The organism is Cryptosporangium phraense, assembly GCF_006912135.1.
Lineage (GTDB): Bacteria > Actinomycetota > Actinomycetes > Mycobacteriales > Cryptosporangiaceae > Cryptosporangium > Cryptosporangium phraense.
This window is the reverse complement of record NZ_VIRS01000040.1, coordinates 15,708-33,173: the sequence shown is the minus strand read 5'-3', so window position 1 is coordinate 33,173 and position 17,466 is coordinate 15,708. Positions and strand designations below refer to the sequence as shown.

Sequence of the window (17,466 nt, the reverse complement as noted above, 5' to 3'; positions counted from 1 at the left end):
GCAGCGGACGCTACCGTCGCCCCGGCCCACACCCGAGCACCGACCCGCCGTTACGCTGCGCCCTGACCTCACCGAGACGGGAGCATCAGGTGAAACTGGGGGTGAATCTCGGCTACTGGGGCGCGGGGAACGACGCCGCGAACCTGGAGCTGGCGAAGGAGGCGGACCGCCTCGGCTGGGACAGTGCCTGGGTGGCCGAGGCGTACGGCTCGGACGCGGCCACGGTGCTGGCCTGGGTCGCGGCGCAGACTGAGCGGATCGACATCGGATCGGCGATCTTCCAGATCCCGGCCCGGTCCCCGGCGATGACCGCGATGACCGCCGCGACGCTCGACACGCTCTCCGGTGGCCGGTTCCGGCTCGGGCTGGGCGTCTCCGGTCCCCAGGTGTCCGAGGGCTGGCACGGCGTCCGCTTCGACCAGCCGCTGGCCCGGACGCGGGAGTACGTCGACATCGTCCGGATGGCCCTGGAGCGCAAGCGACGGGTGAAGTACGAGGGCGAGCACTACCGCCTGCCGCTGCCCGACGGGCCGGGGAAGGCCCTGATGCTGACCGTGCACCCGGTCCGGGAGCGGATCCCCACCTACCTCGCCGCGGTCGGACCGAAGAACCTGGAGCTGACCGGAGAGATCGCCGACGGTCTGCTGGCGATCTTCTTCTCCACCGACTTCGGGCCCGAGCAGCTGGCGATCGTCGCGCGCGGGCGGGAGAAGGCCGGTCTCACGATGGACGGCTTCGACGTGGTGGCGACCGTGCCGGTCGTCGTCGGGGACGACCCGGTCGAGTGCGCCCAGGCGGTGCGAGGCTACACCGCGCTGTACGTCGGGGGCATGGGCAGCCGGGAACAGAACTTCTACAACCGGCTCGCCGTGCGGATGGGCTACGCCGACGAGGCCGCCGAGGTGCAGGAGAAGTACCTGCGGCGGGACTACGAGGGCGCGATGGCCGCGCTGCCGTTCGAACTCCTCGACCGGACCGCGCTGCTCGGGCCGGTCGACCGGATCGCCACCGGCCTGCGGGCGTTGGCCGACGCCGGAGTCACCACCGTCGCCGTCGCTCCGTTCGGCGGTCCGGGAACACTCGCCGCTGTCGACGAGGCCTACCGCCTCGCAGGATTGGACTCCCCAGCTCAGTGAACATCTTCGAAGCAGTCCTCCTCGGCGCGGTCGAGGGCTTCACCGAGTTCCTGCCCATCTCCAGCACCGGGCACCTGACGATCCTCGAGAAGCTGCTCGGCTACCGGATCGACGACCCGGACATCACCGCGTTCACGGTGATCATCCAGTCCGGCGCGGTGCTGGCCACGATCATCTTCCTGTTCAAGGACATCGTCCGGATCATCGTCGGGTTCTTCACCGGGCTGTTCGGCAAGCGGCCGAAGAGCGACCCCGACTTCCGGCAGGGCGTCGCGGTGATCGTCGGCTCGATCCCGATCGTGATCGTCGGCCTGCTGTTCCAGGACGCGATCGAGACGACGCTGCGCAGCCTGTGGTTCGTCGGCGCGGCGCTGATCCTGTTCAGCGGCGTCATGTGGTTCGCCGACCGGGCCGCGACCCAGAGCCGGCACCAGGAAGACATCACCTGGAAGGACACGCTGATCATGGGCCTGGCCCAGTGCGCGGCGCTGATCCCCGGCATCTCCCGCTCGGGCGCCACGATGTCGGCCGGTCTGCTCCGCGACATCGACCGGGTGACGATCACCAAGCTCTCGTTCCTGCTGTCGATCCCGGCCCTGACCGGCGCCAGTATCCTGCAGGGCGTCACCGAGTCCGACCGGATCTCCGGGGGCGTCGGCTGGGGTCCGACGATCGTGGCGACGCTGGTCAGCTTCGTCGTCGGCTACATCTCGGTGTCGTGGCTGCTGAAGTTCATCGCCAAGCACAGCTACACGGTCTTCATCATCTACCGGGTGATCCTCGGGACGATCGTGCTGCTGCTCGTCGGAACCGGCGTGATTTCCGCGACGTAGGGTTGGGCGTTCTGCTTTCGCATTCGGGATGAGGTTGACGTATGCCCACGCTGGTGCTGCTGCGGCACGGACGGAGTACCGCGAACACCAGCGGCGTACTCGCCGGTTGGTCGCCGGGCGTCGACCTCGACGACCACGGTCGCAAGCAGGCGTCCGCGGTGGCCGAGCGGTTGCGGCCGGTGCCGCTGGCCGCGATCGTCACCAGCCCCCTCGACCGGTGCCAGCAGACGCTGGCCCCGGTGTGGGCCGACCGCGATCTGCCCCCGGTGGTCGACGAGCGGTTCGGCGAGTGCCGGTACGGCGACTGGACCGGCCGGAAGATCAACGACCTGGTGAAGGAACCGCTCTGGAAGGTCGTCCAGCAGCACCCGTCGGCCGCGGTGTTCCCGGGGCCGGAGGGCGAGGGGCTGGCCGCGACCCAGGCCCGCGCGGTCGCGGCCGTGCGCGAGTGGGACGCCCGGGTGCTCGAATCGCACGGTAAGGACGCGGTCTGGCTGGCCTGCAGCCACGGCGACGTGATCAAGGCGATCCTCGCCGACGCCTACGGGATGCACCTCGATCTGTTCCAGCGGATCGTCGTCGACCCGTGCTCGGTGAGCATCGTCCGGTACTCGGAGACGCGCCCGTTCGTCGTCCGCGTCAACGACATCGGCGGCGACCTGACCGGGTTGCTCCCCCCACCGAAATCGGCCGGAAACAAGGACGAGGTCGACGCCTCGGACGCCGTCGTCGGTGGTGGCGCGGGCACGGTCTGACCGGGGACCTCGCGGAGGCGGTACGCGCCCGGACCGCGTAGGGTCGAGGGCATGGCAGGTCAGGTTCACGCGTTCGAACGCCCCGAGAGGTTCGTCGCCGGCACGGTCGGAGAGCCCGGCGACCGCACGTTCTACCTGCAGGCCACCGATCAGAGTCGCATCGTCAGCGTCGTGCTCGAGAAGACTCAGGTGGCGCTGCTGGCCGAGAGGCTCGTCGAGCTGCTCGACGAGGCCCAGCGCCGGCTCGGCGCCGACACCGGTGACGAGCCGGACGACGTCGACACCGACCCGCTGGCCGCGCCGGTCGAGGAGGAGTTCCGGGTCGGGACCCTCTCGCTGGCCTGGGACGCCGAGTCGTCGACCGTGATCGTCGAAGCGACCGCGCAGTCCGAGGACGAGGAAGCGCCGGAGGACGAGCTCGACAGCCTCCGCGTCCGGCTCACCGCGACCGAGACCCGGGCGTTCGTGGCCCGGGCGATCAAGGTGGTGGCGGCCGGGCGTCCGCCGTGCCCGCTGTGCGGGCTGCCGCTGGAGGCCGGCGGGCACGTGTGCCCGCGTTCGAACGGGTACCGGCGCTGAGCACTGCGGAGCAGCCGGCCGCGCTGGAGCCGGCAGAAGCGCTGGTCCTGCTGGCCACCGGTGAGATGCAGATCGAGGGCCGGCTGGTCGACGCCAGCAACGCGACGCTGCTCGCGTCGGTCAGCGCCGACGGCCGCACCGCGGCCTGCGTCTACAAGCCGGTCCGCGGCGAGCGCCCGCTGTGGGACTTCCCCGACGGCACGCTGGCCGGCCGGGAGGTCTCGACGTACCTGCTCGACCAGACGCTCGGCTGGGACCTCGTGCCGCCGACGCTGCTGCGCGACGGGCCGTTCGGGCCGGGGATGGCGCAGCTGTGGATCGAGTCGGAGCCGGTCGACGAGCTGGTCGACCTGGTGCCCGAGAACCGGGTTCCGCGCGGATGGTTCCCGGTGTTCGGCGGCGTCGACGGCGGCGGCCGGGACGTCGTCGTGGCCCACGCCGACGACGTGCGGCTGCGCCGGCTGGCGGTGCTCGACGCGGTGACGAACAACGCCGACCGCAAGGGCGGCCATTTGCTGCTCACCGCCGAGGGCCACCTGTACGGCGTCGACCACGGCCTGTGCTTCCACGAGGAGAACAAGCTGCGGACGCTGCTGTGGGGGTGGGGCGGGGAACCGCTCGACGACGAGGAGATCGCGGCGCTGAACCGGCTGCGGGGTGAGCTCGGTCCGGACGGTGCGCTCCGGGAGGCGCTGGAAGAGCACCTGACCGTGACCGAGGTGGAGGTGACGACCCGGCGGGTCGAGCGCCTCCTGCGCACCGGCCGCTTCCCCAAGCCGGCCGGCCACCGCCACGTCGTTCCCTGGCCTCCGTTCTGACGCTTACTCTGGAGACCCGCCCTTCTCCGGAGTCGCCATGGACGGCGCACTGATCCAACGAGCCGTGTTCGGGCTGCTCGGCATCGCGCTGGCCGTCGGCGGGGTGTTCTGGGCCGGCGCGCCGCTCGATCGGCTGGCCGACTACCGCCGGGTGATGGAGTCGTGCGCGTCCGGCGGGGCCGAGTGCCCGCCGGCCGAGACCGGACGGGTCACCGACCGGTGGCGCGAGATTCCGGTGCACGCGGGCGGTGGTGGCGTTCCCTCCTGGGGACTGCGGGTGGAGCGGGCCGACGGATCCGAGTGGACCGGGCCGGTGGACAGCGCGATCGAGGCAGCCGCGCGGGTGGGTGACCCGGTGCGGCTCCGGACGTGGCAGGGCCGGGTCGTCCAGGTCACGGTGCGGGGGAAGACCGACTCGATGACGCCTCCCGGTGCGTGGGGTGCCGTCGTCCCGCTGCTGGCCGGGTGGGCCGGGCTCGGCCTGCTGGTCTGGCGCACGCTGAGACAGGCGGTGTGCTGGGCCGTCCTCGGCTTCGGCCCGGCGACGCTCGTCGTCGACCGGGCCGAATACGGCGATCTGCTGCCGCCGAACTACACCGGGGTGTTCTGGATCTGCTACGCGGCCACCGCGCTGTTCTGTGTCGCCGGGCTGGTGTCAGTGAGCCGTCGCGACGCTGAGGTGTTCCCAGCGGGCCAGGTCGTCGGCTAGCCGGGTCCGGTGGGCGCGCAGGGCGTCGACGGCGTCCCGGCCCAGGGGTAGGCGCAGCGGGGCCTCGTCGCCGTGGACGAGGTCGACGATGATCCGGGCCGCCTTGGCCGGGTCGCCGGGCTGCTTGCCGTCGTCGGCGGCGAGGTTCTCGCGGGTCACGCCCGCGGTGTCGCGGTAGGCGTCCAGCGGGGCGGCGGCGATCATCCGGGAGCCGTTGAGCTCGGTGCGGAACGCGCCCGGCTCGACGATCATGACCCGGACCCCGTGCGGCGCCAGCTCGGCCGCGAGCGCTTCCGACAGGCCCTCCAACGCGAACTTGGCCGCGCTGTACGCACCGACCCCGGCGAAGCTCAGCTGACCGCCCATCGAGCTGATCTGCACGATCGCCCCGCGGCCCTGGGCCCGCAGCACCGGCACCGCGGCCTTCGTGACCGCGACCGCCCCGAAGAACATCACCTCCATCGTCTCCCGGAGCTCGTCCATGGTCGTCTCCTCGACCGCGCCGACCGTCGCGAACCCGGCGTTGTTGACCACCACGTCGAGGCGGCCGAAGGCGTCCACCGTGGCGTCGACGGCGCGCTGGGGAGCGTCCGGATCGGTGACGTCGAGAGGGAACGTGCGGACCTGGTCGCCGGGAAAGGCGAGGTCCGACGGCCGGCGGGCCGTCGCCATCACCCGGTCGCCACGATCGAGCGCAGCGAGAGTGAGCGCCCGGCCGAAGCCCGAGGAGCAGCCGGTGATCAACCAGTTGAGTGCCATGGGTCCAGCCTCCGGCCGGACCGGACAACTGCGCCAACACCGGTTGCCGACTGCGGTTACAGTCTGAGCCTGTGGTCGAGCTGCGCCAGCTGCGCTACTTCGTGGCGGTGGCCGAGGAGCTGAGCTTCACGGCCGCGGCCGGGAAGCTGCGCATCGCGCAGCAGTCGCTGTCGCAGCAGATCGCCACGCTCGAGCGACGGCTGGGCGCGCGCCTCTTCGACCGGGACACCCGGGGGACGCGGCTCACCGACGTGGGACGGGTGTTCCTGCCCGAGGCCCGGGCCGTGCTGGCGCGGGCCGACCAGGCGGTCGCGACCGTCGGCCGGGCGGCCCGCGGCGAGGTCGGGCGCGTGCGTCTCGCGTTCCTGGCCTCGGCCGCGAACACGCTGCTGCCGCCGATCGTGCGGGCGCTGCGGGAGCGGTTCGGAGACTGGGAGCTCACGACCGACGCGGTGTCGATCGCCGAGCTGGTGTCGGGGCTGCGCGCGGACCGCTACGACGTCGGGTTCGGGCGCCCGCCGTGCGTGGACGACCTGGCGACACGGGTGATCGCCACCGAGCCCGTGTGCGCGGTGCTGCCCGCCGATCATGCGCTCGCCGGGCGCGAGACGGTCCGGCTGGCCGAGCTCCGCGACGAGCCCTGGGTGCTGACGCCCCGGGACTCCTGGCTGCCCTGGCACCTGCGCTACGACGAGGAGTACGCGGCCGCCGGGTTCTCGCCCCGGGTCGTGGCCGAGGGGAGCTCGGTGCAGAACCTGCTGGCGCTGGTCGCGGCCGGGGTGGGGGTCACCCGGCTGGCCGCCTCCTCCCGCTCGCTGCGGGGGAGCGGCGTCGTGTTCGTGCCGCTCGAGGGCGAGGTCGCCGAGACCGTGGCGACCTGGCGCCGGTCGGCGCCGGTCGTCGACCACGTGGTGTCCGTGGTCGCGGACCTCGCCGCGACCACGGACCTCACCCGCGACTAATTCCCGTGCGTCGCGCTGCTGCGGTAGTCGGTGTAGGTGTACGGGTTGTCGAGGACCTTGGTCTCGGGGATGTCGGGGTTCATTCCGGTGGTCCACGCCTCTTCCCCGAGCTGCTCCCGCAGGTACTCCACCGTCGACTCGATCGCCGCCTTCGCGGCTCCGAGGTCGATCCCGACGAGCTTCCCGTCGTGCTTCACGACCTTTCCGTCGACGAGGACGGTGTGGACGTCGCCGCGCTGGGCCTGGAACGCGACGTGGCCGTACGGGTTGAGGATCGGGAACATGACCGGCGAGTTGTCGTTCTTGATCAGCACGACGTCGGCCTTCTTGCCGGGCGCGAGCTCGCCCACGTCGGACCGGCCCAGCGCGGCCGCGCCGCCGTTCGTCGCGTACGACACGACCTGGTCGGCGCGCAGATTGGCGTGGGTGACGGTGTCACCGTTCTTGTGCGCCTCGAGGTGCTCCCGCGACCGGTCGGCGCCGAGCGTCGAGCGCATCGCCGAGAACAGGTCGCCGCTCCACCAGACGCTGGTGTCCATCGACAGCGAGACCGGGATGTTGTGCTTGCGCAGCGCCCAGGTGGGCGGGTAGCCCTGGCCGCAGCTCTGCTCGGACTCGGTCGAGACCGACACCGAGCCGCCGGTCGCGGCGATCCGCTGGTACGAGTCGTCGGACAGCGTCGCCGCGTGCACGTAGACCGTGCCGGGCGTCATGAAGCCGTTCTCGTACATCAGCCGGATGCCGTCGTCGTTGGTCGCGCCCCAGACGCCGGCGTGCGTCGTCACCGACGCCCCGAGGTCGCGGGCGACCTCGAACGCGGCCTTCTCCGGGAACGCCGGGTCACCGGTGACGTCGAACGCCATCTGGAAGCCGAGCATGTTGTTCCTGCCCATCCGGCGGCTGACGAAGTCGCGGAACTCCGGCGTGGTGGCCCACTCCCAGGCGCCGGCCTGGATGTTGCCGTAGGCGAAGACGAACCGGCCCGGGATCGCCTCGAGCGCGTCGACGGCCGCGTCCGCGTGCTGGGTCGTGTGGTTGTTGTGCGACCAGTCGACGGTGGTCGTGACGCCGGCGTCCAGGGCCTCGATCGCGCTCAGCAGGTTGCCCGCGTAGATGTCCTCGGGGCGGAACGTCTTGCCGTGCTGCAGGTAGTAGAAGACGAAGTACTGGGTGAGCGTCCAGTCGGCGCCGTAGCCGCGCATCGCGGTCTGCCACATGTGCCGGTGCGTGTCGATCATGCCGGGCATGACGATGCCGCCGGTGGCGTCGATCTCGGCGGTGCCGTCGGGCACGGTCAGCGACGGGCCGATGGCCTCGATCTTGTCGTCGACGACGAGCACGTCGGTGTTGCGCAGTACCGATCGCTGAGCGTCCATCGGCAGCACGGTGCCGCCGCGCAGCACGATCGGCCGTCCGGCCTGGAAATCCTCGCTCATGAACTCGACTCCTTCGTCGCGTGCAGTATTTACGGACGGCTGTCCGCAGAGTGGGCGCGGCCGTGTGGGGGCAACGATCGTTTGGTGGGCTGCTGGTGTCAAGGGTTGGCGCTCGGCGGACGCTTGTCCGTAGAGCGGACATTCCTCTCGGCCCGTACGGCAGTTACGCTCGGCTCATGCAGAGCTGGCCGCACCCCGACGTCCCCCTTCTCCCCGGAACCGGCATCCCGCTGCGGCTGTACGACTCGGCCACCCGCGAGGTGCGGCCGACCGCGCCGGGCCCGACTGCCCGAATGTACGTCTGCGGCATCACGCCCTACGACGCCACCCACCTGGGCCACGCGGCCACGTACCTGGCGTTCGACCTGGTCAACCGGGTCTGGCGCGACGGTGGCCACGACGTCGCCTACGTCCAGAACGTCACCGACGTCGACGACCCGCTGTTCGAGCGGGCCGACCGCGACGGCGAGGACTGGGTCGTGCTCGGCATGCGGGAGACCGCGCTGTTCCGCGAGGACATGACCGCGCTGCGGGTGATCCCGCCCGCCCACTACGTCGGCGTCGTCGAGGCGGTCGAGGAGATCGCCGAACTGGTCGAGAAGCTGGTCTCGCTCGGGGTCGCGTACCGGCTGGAGGACGGCTCGGGAGACGTCTACCAGGACATCTCGTCCGCGGACCGGTTCGGGTACGAGTCGGGGTACGACGACGCGACGATGCTGCGGTTCTTCTCGGAGCGCGGGGGAGACCCGTCGCGGCCGGGGAAGCGCAACGCGCTCGACCCGCTGATCTGGCGGGGTGCCCGCGAGGGCGAGCCGCGCTGGCCGTCGCCGGTCGGGCCGGGGCGGCCGGGCTGGCACGTCGAGTGCGCGGCGATCGCGGTGAACCGGCTGGGCCTGGAGATCGACGTCCAGGGCGGTGGGTCGGACCTGATCTTCCCGCACCACGAGATGTCGGCCCTGCACGCCGAGGCGGCGGCCGATCAGTTCCCGTTCGCGCGCCACTATGTCCACGCCGGGATGATCGGCCTCGACGGCGAGAAGATGTCGAAGTCGCGCGGGAACCTGGTGTTCGTGTCGCGGCTGCGCGGTGACCGCGTCGACCCGATGGCGATCCGGCTGGGGCTGTTCTCGGGGCACTACCGGTCGGACCGCGCCTGGACGTCGTCCGTCCTCGAGGAGGCGCAGGAACGGCTGGGCCGGTGGCGGGACGGGGTTTCGCGTCCGACCGGCCCGTCGGGGGCGGAGTTGCTGGCGGCGGTGCGCGAGCGCCTGTCCGACGACCTCGACACGGTGGGCGCGCTGCGCGCGGTCGACGAGTGGGCGAGCTCCGACGGCTCCGACCCGGCCGCGCCAGCCCTGGCGCGCGCGACCGTCGACGCCCTGCTGGGCATCGCGTTGTGACGACGTATCGGGGTCTCGGCCGAGACCCCGATACGTGCCACTACGCCGTGGCCAGGGCTTCCACCGGCGCGGTCCGGGACGCCCGGCGCGCCGGCGGGAGCGCGGCCAGCACGCCGATCACGGCGGCCCCGAGCAGGACGAACCCGATCTTCTCCACCGGCACCCCGATCAGCAGGTCGTCCTGCGAGCCGAACGCGGCGAACGTGCCCGCGATCCCCAGCCCCACCCCCAGCGCACTGCCGAGCACCGCGGCCAGCAGCGCCATGATCGCGCCCTCCAGCGTCAGCGTCGCGTAGAGCTGACCCCGGGTGAGCCCGAGCGCCCGCAGCACCGCGATCTCCCGGCGCCGCTCCAGCACCGACAGCGTCAGCGTGATCATCACGCCGAGGATCGCGACGATCATCGCCATCCCGATCAGCAGGCCGCCGGCCGCCAGGTAGCCGTTGATCTCCGACCGGAGCTCGGCCAGGGTCCCGGCCAGGTCGCTGACCTCGACGTCGGGCAGGTCGACGAGCGTGGAGTCGATCGCCGCGCGGGCGTCGGAGGCGTCGACGCCGGGCTTCTTCCACAGCAGGACGCCGGTCGGCGCGCCGGCCAGGTCGGCCGGGTCGAACGTGACCGGTCCGAACGGCGAGTCGTAGCCCCCGGTCACGATCACCGCAACCCGCAGCGTCTTCGACCCCACCCGGACGGTGTCGCCGGCCGTCAGGCCACCGAGCTGCTCGGTCGCGACCTTCGAGGTGACCACCACCTGCCCCGGTCCGAACGCGTTCAGGTCGCCCGACTCCACGAACTTCGACGGCAGGTGGGCCCGCAGAGCGGCCGGGTCGAGCGCGGTCGCGGTCACGCCGACCGTCCCGCGCGGGGCGACGATCGACTCGACGTCCTGCGAGCGGATCGGCACCGGCTTCTCCAGCTCGGGCCGGTCGAGGGTCCGGACCAACGACGCCGGGATCACCGGATCGCTGCCCGCGGCCACGCTGGTGAGCGTGTAGTCGGCCGGGTAGCCGGCGGTCAGCTCGGCGTTCGCGGTCTTCTCCAGCGACGCGAACCCGACCAGCATGACCGTCGCCAGCCCGATGCCGATCGTCAGCGCGTTGGTCACGGCGGCGGTCCGGCGCGGATGCCGGGCCCCGTTCGCGGCGGCCAGGCGTCCGGCGGCGCCGGTGACCCGTCCGGGAAAGCCGACCACCCGCACCAGCGGGCCGACGACCACCGGACCGAGCGCGAGCAGCGCGAGCATCACGAGGAAGCCGCCGCCGATGCCGGCCCAGCTGTCGCCTCGGTCGGCCGAGTACCAGGCCAGCCCGGCGCCGAGCACGACCAGCAGGACTCCGACGCCGGACCGCACCCAGCCGATCCGCTTGTCCTCGATCAGCTCGGGCTGATCCGACAGCGCCCGCACCGGCGCGACCCGGGTCGCCGACCAGGCCGGCATGATCGCGGCCAGCACCGACACGCTCACCCCGACGATCAGGGCCACCACTGCGGCCGTCGGCGAGAACGTCACCGTGAGGCTGTCGGGCGCGATGCCGGCGGCCCGGGCTCCGTACGCGGCCGCCGTGGCCAGCGCCTGCCCGCCCGCGTACCCGCCGACCGCGGCCACCACGCCGACCACCGCGGCCTCCAGGATCGAGGCCCGGAACACCTGGCCCCGGCGTGCGCCCACGCAGCGGACCAGCGCGACCTCCCGCTGCCGCTGGGCCAGCACGATGCCGAACGCGTTGTACGCGACGGCCAGCGCGACCACGACCGCGACCCAGGCGAACAGCTTCAGCCCGCGGATGATGTCGGTGATCGAGCCGCCGAGCTCGGTGGTGGCCAGCTCGTCGGCGTACTCGGATCCGGAGATCACCGTCGTGTGCAGCGCGTCGCGTACCGCCTGCGGCGTCACCGTGCCCTTCACGTCGAGCGCGTACCAGCCGCGTTCGTCGGGGCGCTGCAGGAGCGTCGAGAAGTCGGCCGGGAGGAGGCCGGCGGCCCCGTCGGCGGTCGAGCCCTCGACCACGCCGGTGATCGTGAAGTCGTGCTTGCCCCGGGCGGTGTCCAGGACGTCCACGTGCGTCCCGGGCTTCCAGCCCCGGTCCTTGGCCAGCTTCTCCGGGACGACCAGCTCGCCGGGCTTCCGGGGATAGGCGCCGGTGACGAGTTTCCGGTCGCTGAGGTCGGGGTCCACCGGCGCCACGAACGCGGTCAGCGTCGGTTCGCCCGGTACCCGCACGACCGTCCCGTCCGGTTCGGCGAGCGCGATCGTGCCGAAGTCGATGCGCGGCTGCACCGCCGTCACTCCCGGCAGGCTCGCCACCTTCCGGACGTCCGCGTCGCTGAACCGCTTCTCGTTCGACGTGGCCCGGGCGGCGACGTGCTCGGCCTGGGCGGCGGTCTCCCGGTAGACGGCGGTGCGGATCGCGTCCCCCAACGTGAACGACGCGGCGATGAACGCGACGGCAGCCGCGACCGCGAGGGACACGAGCAGCAGGGATCCGAACTGGTACCGGACCCGGGTGAGCGCGACACGCAGCATCAGGCGGCCCGCATCTCGAGAGAGCCGACGCGCTCGAGAACGGTCTCCGGGGTCGGGTGGGTCAGCCGGTCGACGATCACGCCGTCGGCCAGGAACACGACCTGGTCGGCGTAGCTGGCCGCCTTCGGGTCGTGGGTCACCATCACGACGGTCTGGCCGAGCTCCCGGACGCTGGCCCGCAGCAGGCTGAGGACCTCCGCCCCGGAGCGCGAGTCCAGGTTCCCGGTCGGCTCGTCCGCGAACACCACGGCCGGCCGGGTGATGAGCGCGCGTGCGACCGCGACCCGCTGCTGCTGTCCTCCGGACAGCTGGTTCGGCCGGTGGTGCATCCGGTCGGCCAGGCCCAGCAGGTCGATCACCCGGTCCAGCCACTCGCGATCCGGACGCCTCCCGGCGAGCCGCAGCGGCAGCAGGATGTTCTCGGCCGCGGACAGCGTGGGGAGGAGGTTGAAGCTCTGGAACACGAAGCCGACCGCGTCCCGGCGCAGGCGGGTCAGGCGCCCGTCCCGGAGGCCGCCGAGTTCCTCGTCGTTGATCCGGACCTGGCCGCTGGTCGCCCGGTCGAGGCCGGCCAGGCAGTGCAGGAGCGTGGACTTGCCGGAGCCCGACGGGCCCATGATCGCGAGGAACTGTCCGCTGGGCACGGCCAGCGAGACTCCGCGGAGCGCGCTGACCCGGGTATCGCCGGTGCCGTAGGTCTTGGTGAGCTCGGTTGCTGTGACCGCGTTTGTCATGCACTCGACGCTAGGGATTGTGCCCTTGTGAATCGTCTGGCTGGCGTCGTGTTCTCGGGTCTGCCTTACGGCTGATGGGGCTAGGTCGTCCGGCCGACGAGACCGGACTGGTAGGCGAGGACGACCGCCTGCACCCGGTCGCGGACGCCGAGCTTGGTGAGGACGCGGCTGACGTGCGTCTTCACGGTGCCCTCGCTGAGGAACAGGGCCTCGGAGATCTCGGCGTTGGAGAGGCCACGGGCCAGCAGGACGAGGACTTCGCGCTCGCGGGCGGTGAGTTCGGTGAACGTTTCGGTCTTCTGCTCGGTGAGGTGGGGCAGGAACCGGTCGAGCAGCCGCCTGGTGGTGCTGGGCGCGACGACCGCGTCGCCGCTGTGGACCGCCCGGATCGCGCTGACCAGCTCGGCCGTCGGGACGTCCTTGAGCAGGAAGCCGGCCGCGCCCGCCTTGAGGCCGGCGAACGCGTACTCGTCGAGGTCGAACGTCGTGAGGAGGAGCGTCTTGGGCGGCTCGGGCAGTGCGGCGATGCGTTCGGTGGCGCCGACGCCGTCGAGACGGGGCATCCGGACGTCCATGACGACGACGTCCACGCCGCCGGCCTTGACGCGATCGACGGCGGCGAGGCCGTCGGAGGCTTCGTCGACGACCTCGAGTTCGTCCTGGGCGTCGAGCACCATGCGGAGCCCGGAACGGACGAGTTCCTGGTCGTCGACCAGCAGGACGCGGATCACGAGGTCACTGTCCCAGGCGTTTTCGCCGGGCCGGAAGCGGGGGCGGCCGGCCTCGGGGTGGCGTTGCGGGGGAGCCAGGCGGTGACGCGGAAGCCGCCGCCGGGCCGCGGGCCCGCGGTCACCTCGCCCCCGACGGCCGCGGCCCGTTCACGCATCCCCAGCAGGCCGAGCCCGGCTCCGTCGTCGTGGGCGGCGGCGCCGCGTCCGTCGTCGGTGATGGAGAGGGCCAGGCCCTCGGGCCGCACCTCGGCCGCGACCTCGGCCGTCACCCCCGGTCCGCCGTGTTTGACGGCGTTGGTGAGCGCCTCCTGGACGATCCGGTAGGCGGAGAGCCCGGCGCCGGCCGGGACCGTCTTCAGGTCACCGATGACGGTGAGGGTAACCGTCAGCCCCGACGCGCGGACCTGGCTCACCAGGGCGTCGAGCTGGCCGAGCTCGGGCTGCGGAGCGGGGATGGCCGCCTCGGGGCCGCTCCGGAGCACTCCGAGCAGACGGCGCATCTCCGCGGTGGCCTCCCGGCCGGTGTGGCCGATCGCCTCGAGGGCTTTCGCGGCCCGCTGCGGGTCGGTCTCCAGGACGTGGCGGGCGCCGTCGGCCTGCAGCACGACGACGGAGAGGCTGTGCGCGACGACGTCGTGCAGCTCCCGGGCGATGCGGCCACGCTCCTCGACGACCGCGAGCCGGGCGAGCGCGTCGCGCTCGCTCTCCAGCCGGGACGCCCGGTCGAGGGCCTCCTGCAGGTACGCGTGCCGAGCGTGGACGACCCCGCCCCACAGCCAGGCCATCACGAGAGGCGCCCCGCAGATCCCGATCGCGAGCCCGAGGGCGAGGATCCGGTTCGGCAGCGTGAGCTCGCTGAGCGAATACGAGGTGCCGGTCAGCTCGAGGATCAGATAGCCCCACTTGACGCCGCCGATGACCCCGAATGCGACGCAGAGCGCGAGCGCGGTGCGGGCGTGCTTGCGTGGCCCGTAGGCGTTGGCCGAGTAGGCCATCACGATCCCGGCGTACAGGATCGCCGGGTGCGGAAACTGGAACGTGCCCAGGGCGATCAACCCGAGCGCGGCGGTGGCGTAGAGCGCGCCGACCTGGTGCCGGCTGCGCAGCGCGACGGGGGCGACGAACACGAGCGGGAAGAGCGCCTGCCACCAGTGGCCGCCGGACGCGAGGGAGGTGAAGAGCACGAGCGAGAAGAAGACGACCACCCCGGCGGCGAGCCCGTCGAACACGAGGGGATGAGCCCTCAGCCACAGGTGAACGTGCCGCATGCCTGCCGAGGCTACCGGCTCGGCATCTACCGACCGCCGTCCAGGAAGTTCATGAGGGTCAGCACGAGAACGACCATCGCCCCGAAGGCCACGAAGCCGGCCGAGATCGCGATCACCATTCCGACGCCACAGGCCGCCAGAACGATCCCGGCGGTCTGCCCCACGGCGGCAGCGACGAATACGGCGAGCAATGCAAGGATCCACCGGGGGGTCTCGAGCCTGACTCTGCTTTCTTCCCGGTCACCAGAGGTAATGCGATTCGCCATCGCTGCTCTCCTGTTCCGCACGCGCCCCGGTGACGGGAGGCGCGATCACTGCCATCCGTGATACGCGCGGAGAAATCGGACAGCGGACACGCTTTCACGGCTGGGTCCAGGATAAGAGCGTCGGCGGACGGCTCCCGATAGGCGGCAGGCTGAGCTATATCAGCTGGCCAGATGGCTAGGCGCCGATCGCATCGCGGTCTTGGCGAACGGCCTTTCGACGCCCTGCACAATGCCCGGTGCATGACCGTCAGTGCATCCGGCGGGCGCCGTGATGAATAGTTTTCTCCTAAAGCGGAGGACTCGTGCCGGTATTCTCAAATGCCTACTAGCCGTTCGCGAGGTGGCGTCTCGCGTGCTGGCTCCGGCCGGGGGGAGCCCTATGCCCAGGTATGTCGATCCCGCCGTGCACCGGCGCCGACTTCGAGCGGCTCTTCGCACCGCCCGGGAGACGGCCCAGAGAACTCAGCGCGATGTCGCGACGGCGATGGACTGGTCGCTGTCCAAGCTCATTCGGATCGAGACCGGAGTCGTGACGATCACGACCAACGATCTGCGCGCCCTGCTCGCGCATTATGGGGTGACCGACCAGGCGACGGTCGCCGAGATGGTGGCGACGGCTCGATCCGCACGCCAGCCCTCCATCTGGAGCGCCTACAACGACGTCGTCGGGCCGAATTTCGTGGCTTATCTGGCGCACGAGTCGGCGGCCTCGGTGATTCGCGGTTTCGAACCCTTGTTGGTGCCCGGACTGCTGCAGACTCCGGATTACGCCCGAGCCGTCTTACTCAAGGAGTCGACGCGACCGGACGAGACGAAAGTGCAGACGCTTTTGGAGCTTCGGCTCGCACGTCAGGAGTTGCTCGCCGCCGGGAACGACCGGCCGCAAATCTTCTATCTCTTGGACGAAGCGGTGATCCGCCGCGTCGTCGGTGGACCGAGCGTGATGCGCCAACAGCTCCGCTACCTGCTCGAGCTGATCGAGGCCCCCGACGTGAGCGTGTTGATCGTGCCCTTTCGGGCAGGAATCTATTCGCTCCTCCGGTGGCCCTCGATTCTCCTGGAGTTCGCTGACCTCGCCGATGCCAACATGCTTTACATCGAGCACCCGGAGCGGGACTTCCTCGTCCGGGAAGGTGAGCACGAGATTCCGGAGTTGGGGCATCCCTCGGCCTACCTGGAGGCCTATTGGGAGGTCGAGAACCTGGCCTTGGACCAGTCGCCCCGCGAGATCCTCGCCGGCGCGATCGCCGCCCTGGATTCGCGCTGAGATCACCGCGTCCGCAGCGAGGACAGGAACGCATCCCACGCGGCGGCCGACACACGAAGTCGCGGCCCGTCGGGGCGCTTCGAGTCCCGGACGACGACTGATCCGCGCGCGGCCGAGACCTCGACGCAGTTCGTCGTGCCGCTGTGGGTGCTCTTCTTCCAGAAATCCGCGCTGGACATCGGGGGCGTCACGCTCGGGCGCTCCTCAGGAACCGGACATTGGGCCGACTATTGTCGGCACCATACCGTATGGAAGGTGCTGGACCGGCCCTCTGGGGCTGAGGTCGTCAAACCGCCGGGCCGCCTGGACCTGCGGTTCCGCCCCGGCGCCGCAAATACTTCTCGAACTCGCGCGCCAGATCCTCGCCGCTCGCCTGCGGGAGCTCCTCGTCGCCGTCCCGCTGCTCCAGCGTCCGGATGTACTCCGCCATGTCGGCATCCGACGCCGCCAGCTCGTTCACCTGCGACTCCCACGCCGAGGCGCGCTCCGCCAGCTCTCCCATCGGCACGCGCATGTCGAGCACGTTCTCCAGCGTGTGCAGCAGCGCCAGCGTCGCCTTCGGGTTGGGGGCCTGGGCCACGTAGTGCGGCACCTGCGCCCAGTAGCTCAGCGACGGGATCTCGGCCCGCACGCACGCGTCGTGCAGCACGCCGACGATGCCGGTCGGCCCCTCGTACTTCGTCTGCTGGACGTCGTACTTGTTCGCCATCTCCGGGTCGGACGCGCTGCCGGTCACCGGGAACTGCCTGGAGTGCGGCGTGTCGGCCAGGAGCGCGCCCAGCAGCACGACCTGCTCGACGTCCAACGCGTGGAACAGCTCGAGGATCTCCTCGCAGAAGCCCCGCCAGCGCATGTTCGGCTCGATGCCCCGCACCAGCACGACGTCCCGGTCCGCGCCGGGCGGGGTGCACGTCGACACCCTCGTCGTCGGCCACTCGATGCGGCGGCCGGCCGGGCTCTCGGACATCGACACCAGCGGCCGGTTGACCTGGAAGTCGTAGTAGTCGTCGGGATCGATCTCGGCGACCGGCTTGGCCTGCCATTCCAGCTCGAGGTGTTCGACGACCGCGGTCGCCGCGTCACCCGCGTCGTTCCATCCCTCGAACGCCGCGATGACGACGGGGGAGCGCAGCACGGGTAGTCCGTCGAACTCGGTCACGCCAACCACCCTACGACGCGCGCAAGTCGGCCGTGGCGGAGCGGCCGACCGCACCCGATATGCCCCGATGCCCTTGCGCCCGCCACGCTGTCCACAGCGCGGCCTCCGAACTCAAAACCATCCGCCGTTC

At 71.4% G+C, this 17,466-nt stretch carries 18 protein-coding genes; 9 read left to right on the top strand and 9 right to left on the bottom strand.

Features of this window, described 5'->3' with window-relative positions; all coding sequences use genetic code 11:
- Positions 1-89: 89 nt before the first annotated feature.
- Genes FL583_RS34635 through FL583_RS34610 form a run of 6 tightly spaced genes read left to right on the top strand, consistent with a single transcriptional unit; the run spans position 90 to position 4,830 of the window.
- The gene (locus FL583_RS34635; protein ID WP_142709111.1) at positions 90-1,136 is read left to right on the top strand and encodes an LLM class F420-dependent oxidoreductase; all 1,047 of its coding nucleotides are present in this window, start codon (positions 90-92) and stop codon (positions 1,134-1,136) included.
- Complete coding sequence (locus FL583_RS34630) at positions 1,133-1,969, top strand: undecaprenyl-diphosphate phosphatase (protein WP_142709110.1); 837 nt, start codon at positions 1,133-1,135, stop codon at positions 1,967-1,969. Before FL583_RS34635 ends, FL583_RS34630 begins: the two co-directional genes overlap by 4 nt.
- 41 nt (positions 1,970-2,010) lie before the next feature.
- Positions 2,011-2,724, top strand: coding sequence for a histidine phosphatase family protein (locus FL583_RS34625; RefSeq protein WP_142709109.1), 714 nt, complete (start codon positions 2,011-2,013; stop codon positions 2,722-2,724).
- 51 nt (positions 2,725-2,775) lie between these two features.
- Entirely contained in the window at positions 2,776-3,303 is a 528-nt protein-coding gene (locus FL583_RS34620) for a DUF3090 family protein (RefSeq protein WP_142709108.1), read from the top strand.
- Complete coding sequence (locus FL583_RS34615) at positions 3,273-4,121, top strand: SCO1664 family protein (protein ID WP_240746914.1); 849 nt, start codon at positions 3,273-3,275, stop codon at positions 4,119-4,121. The genes FL583_RS34620 and FL583_RS34615 overlap by 31 nt, the downstream gene beginning before the upstream one ends.
- A gap of 37 nt (positions 4,122-4,158) precedes the next feature.
- Positions 4,159-4,830 (top strand): hypothetical protein, encoded by a 672-nt coding sequence (locus tag FL583_RS34610; RefSeq protein WP_142709107.1) that lies wholly within the window; start codon positions 4,159-4,161, stop codon positions 4,828-4,830.
- Here FL583_RS34610 and FL583_RS34605 read toward each other — a convergent pair.
- Positions 4,777-5,589, bottom strand: coding sequence for an SDR family NAD(P)-dependent oxidoreductase (locus FL583_RS34605; protein WP_142709106.1), 813 nt, complete (start codon positions 5,587-5,589; stop codon positions 4,777-4,779). The two genes, FL583_RS34610 and FL583_RS34605, sit on opposite strands and share 54 nt — an antisense overlap.
- A gap of 71 nt (positions 5,590-5,660) precedes the next feature.
- Between FL583_RS34605 and FL583_RS34600 the strand changes: the two genes are divergently transcribed.
- Positions 5,661-6,551 carry a LysR family transcriptional regulator gene (locus FL583_RS34600; RefSeq protein WP_205752728.1) on the top strand — a complete coding sequence of 297 codons (891 nt, stop codon included), beginning with the start codon at positions 5,661-5,663 and terminating at the stop codon, positions 6,549-6,551.
- Here FL583_RS34600 and FL583_RS34595 read toward each other — a convergent pair.
- Complete coding sequence (locus tag FL583_RS34595; protein ID WP_142709105.1) at positions 6,548-7,987, bottom strand: amidohydrolase family protein; 1,440 nt, start codon at positions 7,985-7,987, stop codon at positions 6,548-6,550. The two genes, FL583_RS34600 and FL583_RS34595, sit on opposite strands and share 4 nt — an antisense overlap.
- A 176-nt stretch (positions 7,988-8,163) precedes the next feature.
- Here FL583_RS34595 and mshC point away from each other — a divergent pair, with 176 nt between their 5' ends.
- Positions 8,164-9,387, top strand: coding sequence for a cysteine--1-D-myo-inosityl 2-amino-2-deoxy-alpha-D-glucopyranoside ligase (mshC, locus tag FL583_RS34590; RefSeq protein WP_142709104.1), 1,224 nt, complete (start codon positions 8,164-8,166; stop codon positions 9,385-9,387).
- A gap of 40 nt (positions 9,388-9,427) precedes the next feature.
- Here the strand turns inward: mshC and FL583_RS34585 are convergent, their stop codons facing one another.
- The 5 genes from FL583_RS34585 to FL583_RS34565 all read right to left on the bottom strand — a co-directional run bounded on the left by FL583_RS34585 (position 9,428) and on the right by FL583_RS34565 (position 14,910).
- Positions 9,428-11,911: an FtsX-like permease family protein gene (locus FL583_RS34585; RefSeq protein WP_142709103.1), complete on the bottom strand. Its 2,484-nt coding sequence runs from the start codon at positions 11,909-11,911 to the stop codon at positions 9,428-9,430.
- The gene (locus tag FL583_RS34580) at positions 11,911-12,645 is read right to left on the bottom strand and encodes an ABC transporter ATP-binding protein (protein ID WP_142709102.1); all 735 of its coding nucleotides are present in this window, start codon (positions 12,643-12,645) and stop codon (positions 11,911-11,913) included. Before FL583_RS34580 ends, FL583_RS34585 begins: the two co-directional genes overlap by 1 nt.
- An 80-nt stretch (positions 12,646-12,725) precedes the next feature.
- Positions 12,726-13,376, bottom strand: a complete 651-nt coding sequence (locus FL583_RS34575) for a response regulator transcription factor (protein WP_240746913.1) — start codon at positions 13,374-13,376, stop codon at positions 12,726-12,728.
- A complete protein-coding gene (locus FL583_RS34570) occupies positions 13,373-14,644 on the bottom strand; it encodes a sensor histidine kinase (protein ID WP_142709101.1) in 1,272 nt (423 codons plus the stop codon). The genes FL583_RS34575 and FL583_RS34570 overlap by 4 nt, the downstream gene beginning before the upstream one ends.
- Before the next feature lie 26 nt (positions 14,645-14,670).
- Positions 14,671-14,910 (bottom strand): hypothetical protein, encoded by a 240-nt coding sequence (locus tag FL583_RS34565; protein WP_142709100.1) that lies wholly within the window; start codon positions 14,908-14,910, stop codon positions 14,671-14,673.
- 271 nt (positions 14,911-15,181) lie between these two features.
- On the opposite strand from FL583_RS34565, the gene FL583_RS34560 reads away from it, so the two are divergent.
- The gene (locus FL583_RS34560) at positions 15,182-16,177 is read left to right on the top strand and encodes a helix-turn-helix domain-containing protein (protein WP_338081141.1); all 996 of its coding nucleotides are present in this window, start codon (positions 15,182-15,184) and stop codon (positions 16,175-16,177) included.
- A gap of 2 nt (positions 16,178-16,179) precedes the next feature.
- Here the strand turns inward: FL583_RS34560 and FL583_RS34555 are convergent, their stop codons facing one another.
- Both FL583_RS34555 and FL583_RS34550 read right to left on the bottom strand, forming a co-directional pair.
- Positions 16,180-16,368: a DUF397 domain-containing protein gene (locus FL583_RS34555; RefSeq protein WP_240746912.1), complete on the bottom strand. Its 189-nt coding sequence runs from the start codon at positions 16,366-16,368 to the stop codon at positions 16,180-16,182.
- Between the two features lie 95 nt (positions 16,369-16,463).
- Positions 16,464-17,336: a PAC2 family protein gene (locus FL583_RS34550; RefSeq protein WP_142709098.1), complete on the bottom strand. Its 873-nt coding sequence runs from the start codon at positions 17,334-17,336 to the stop codon at positions 16,464-16,466.
- Positions 17,337-17,466 lie beyond the last annotated feature (130 nt).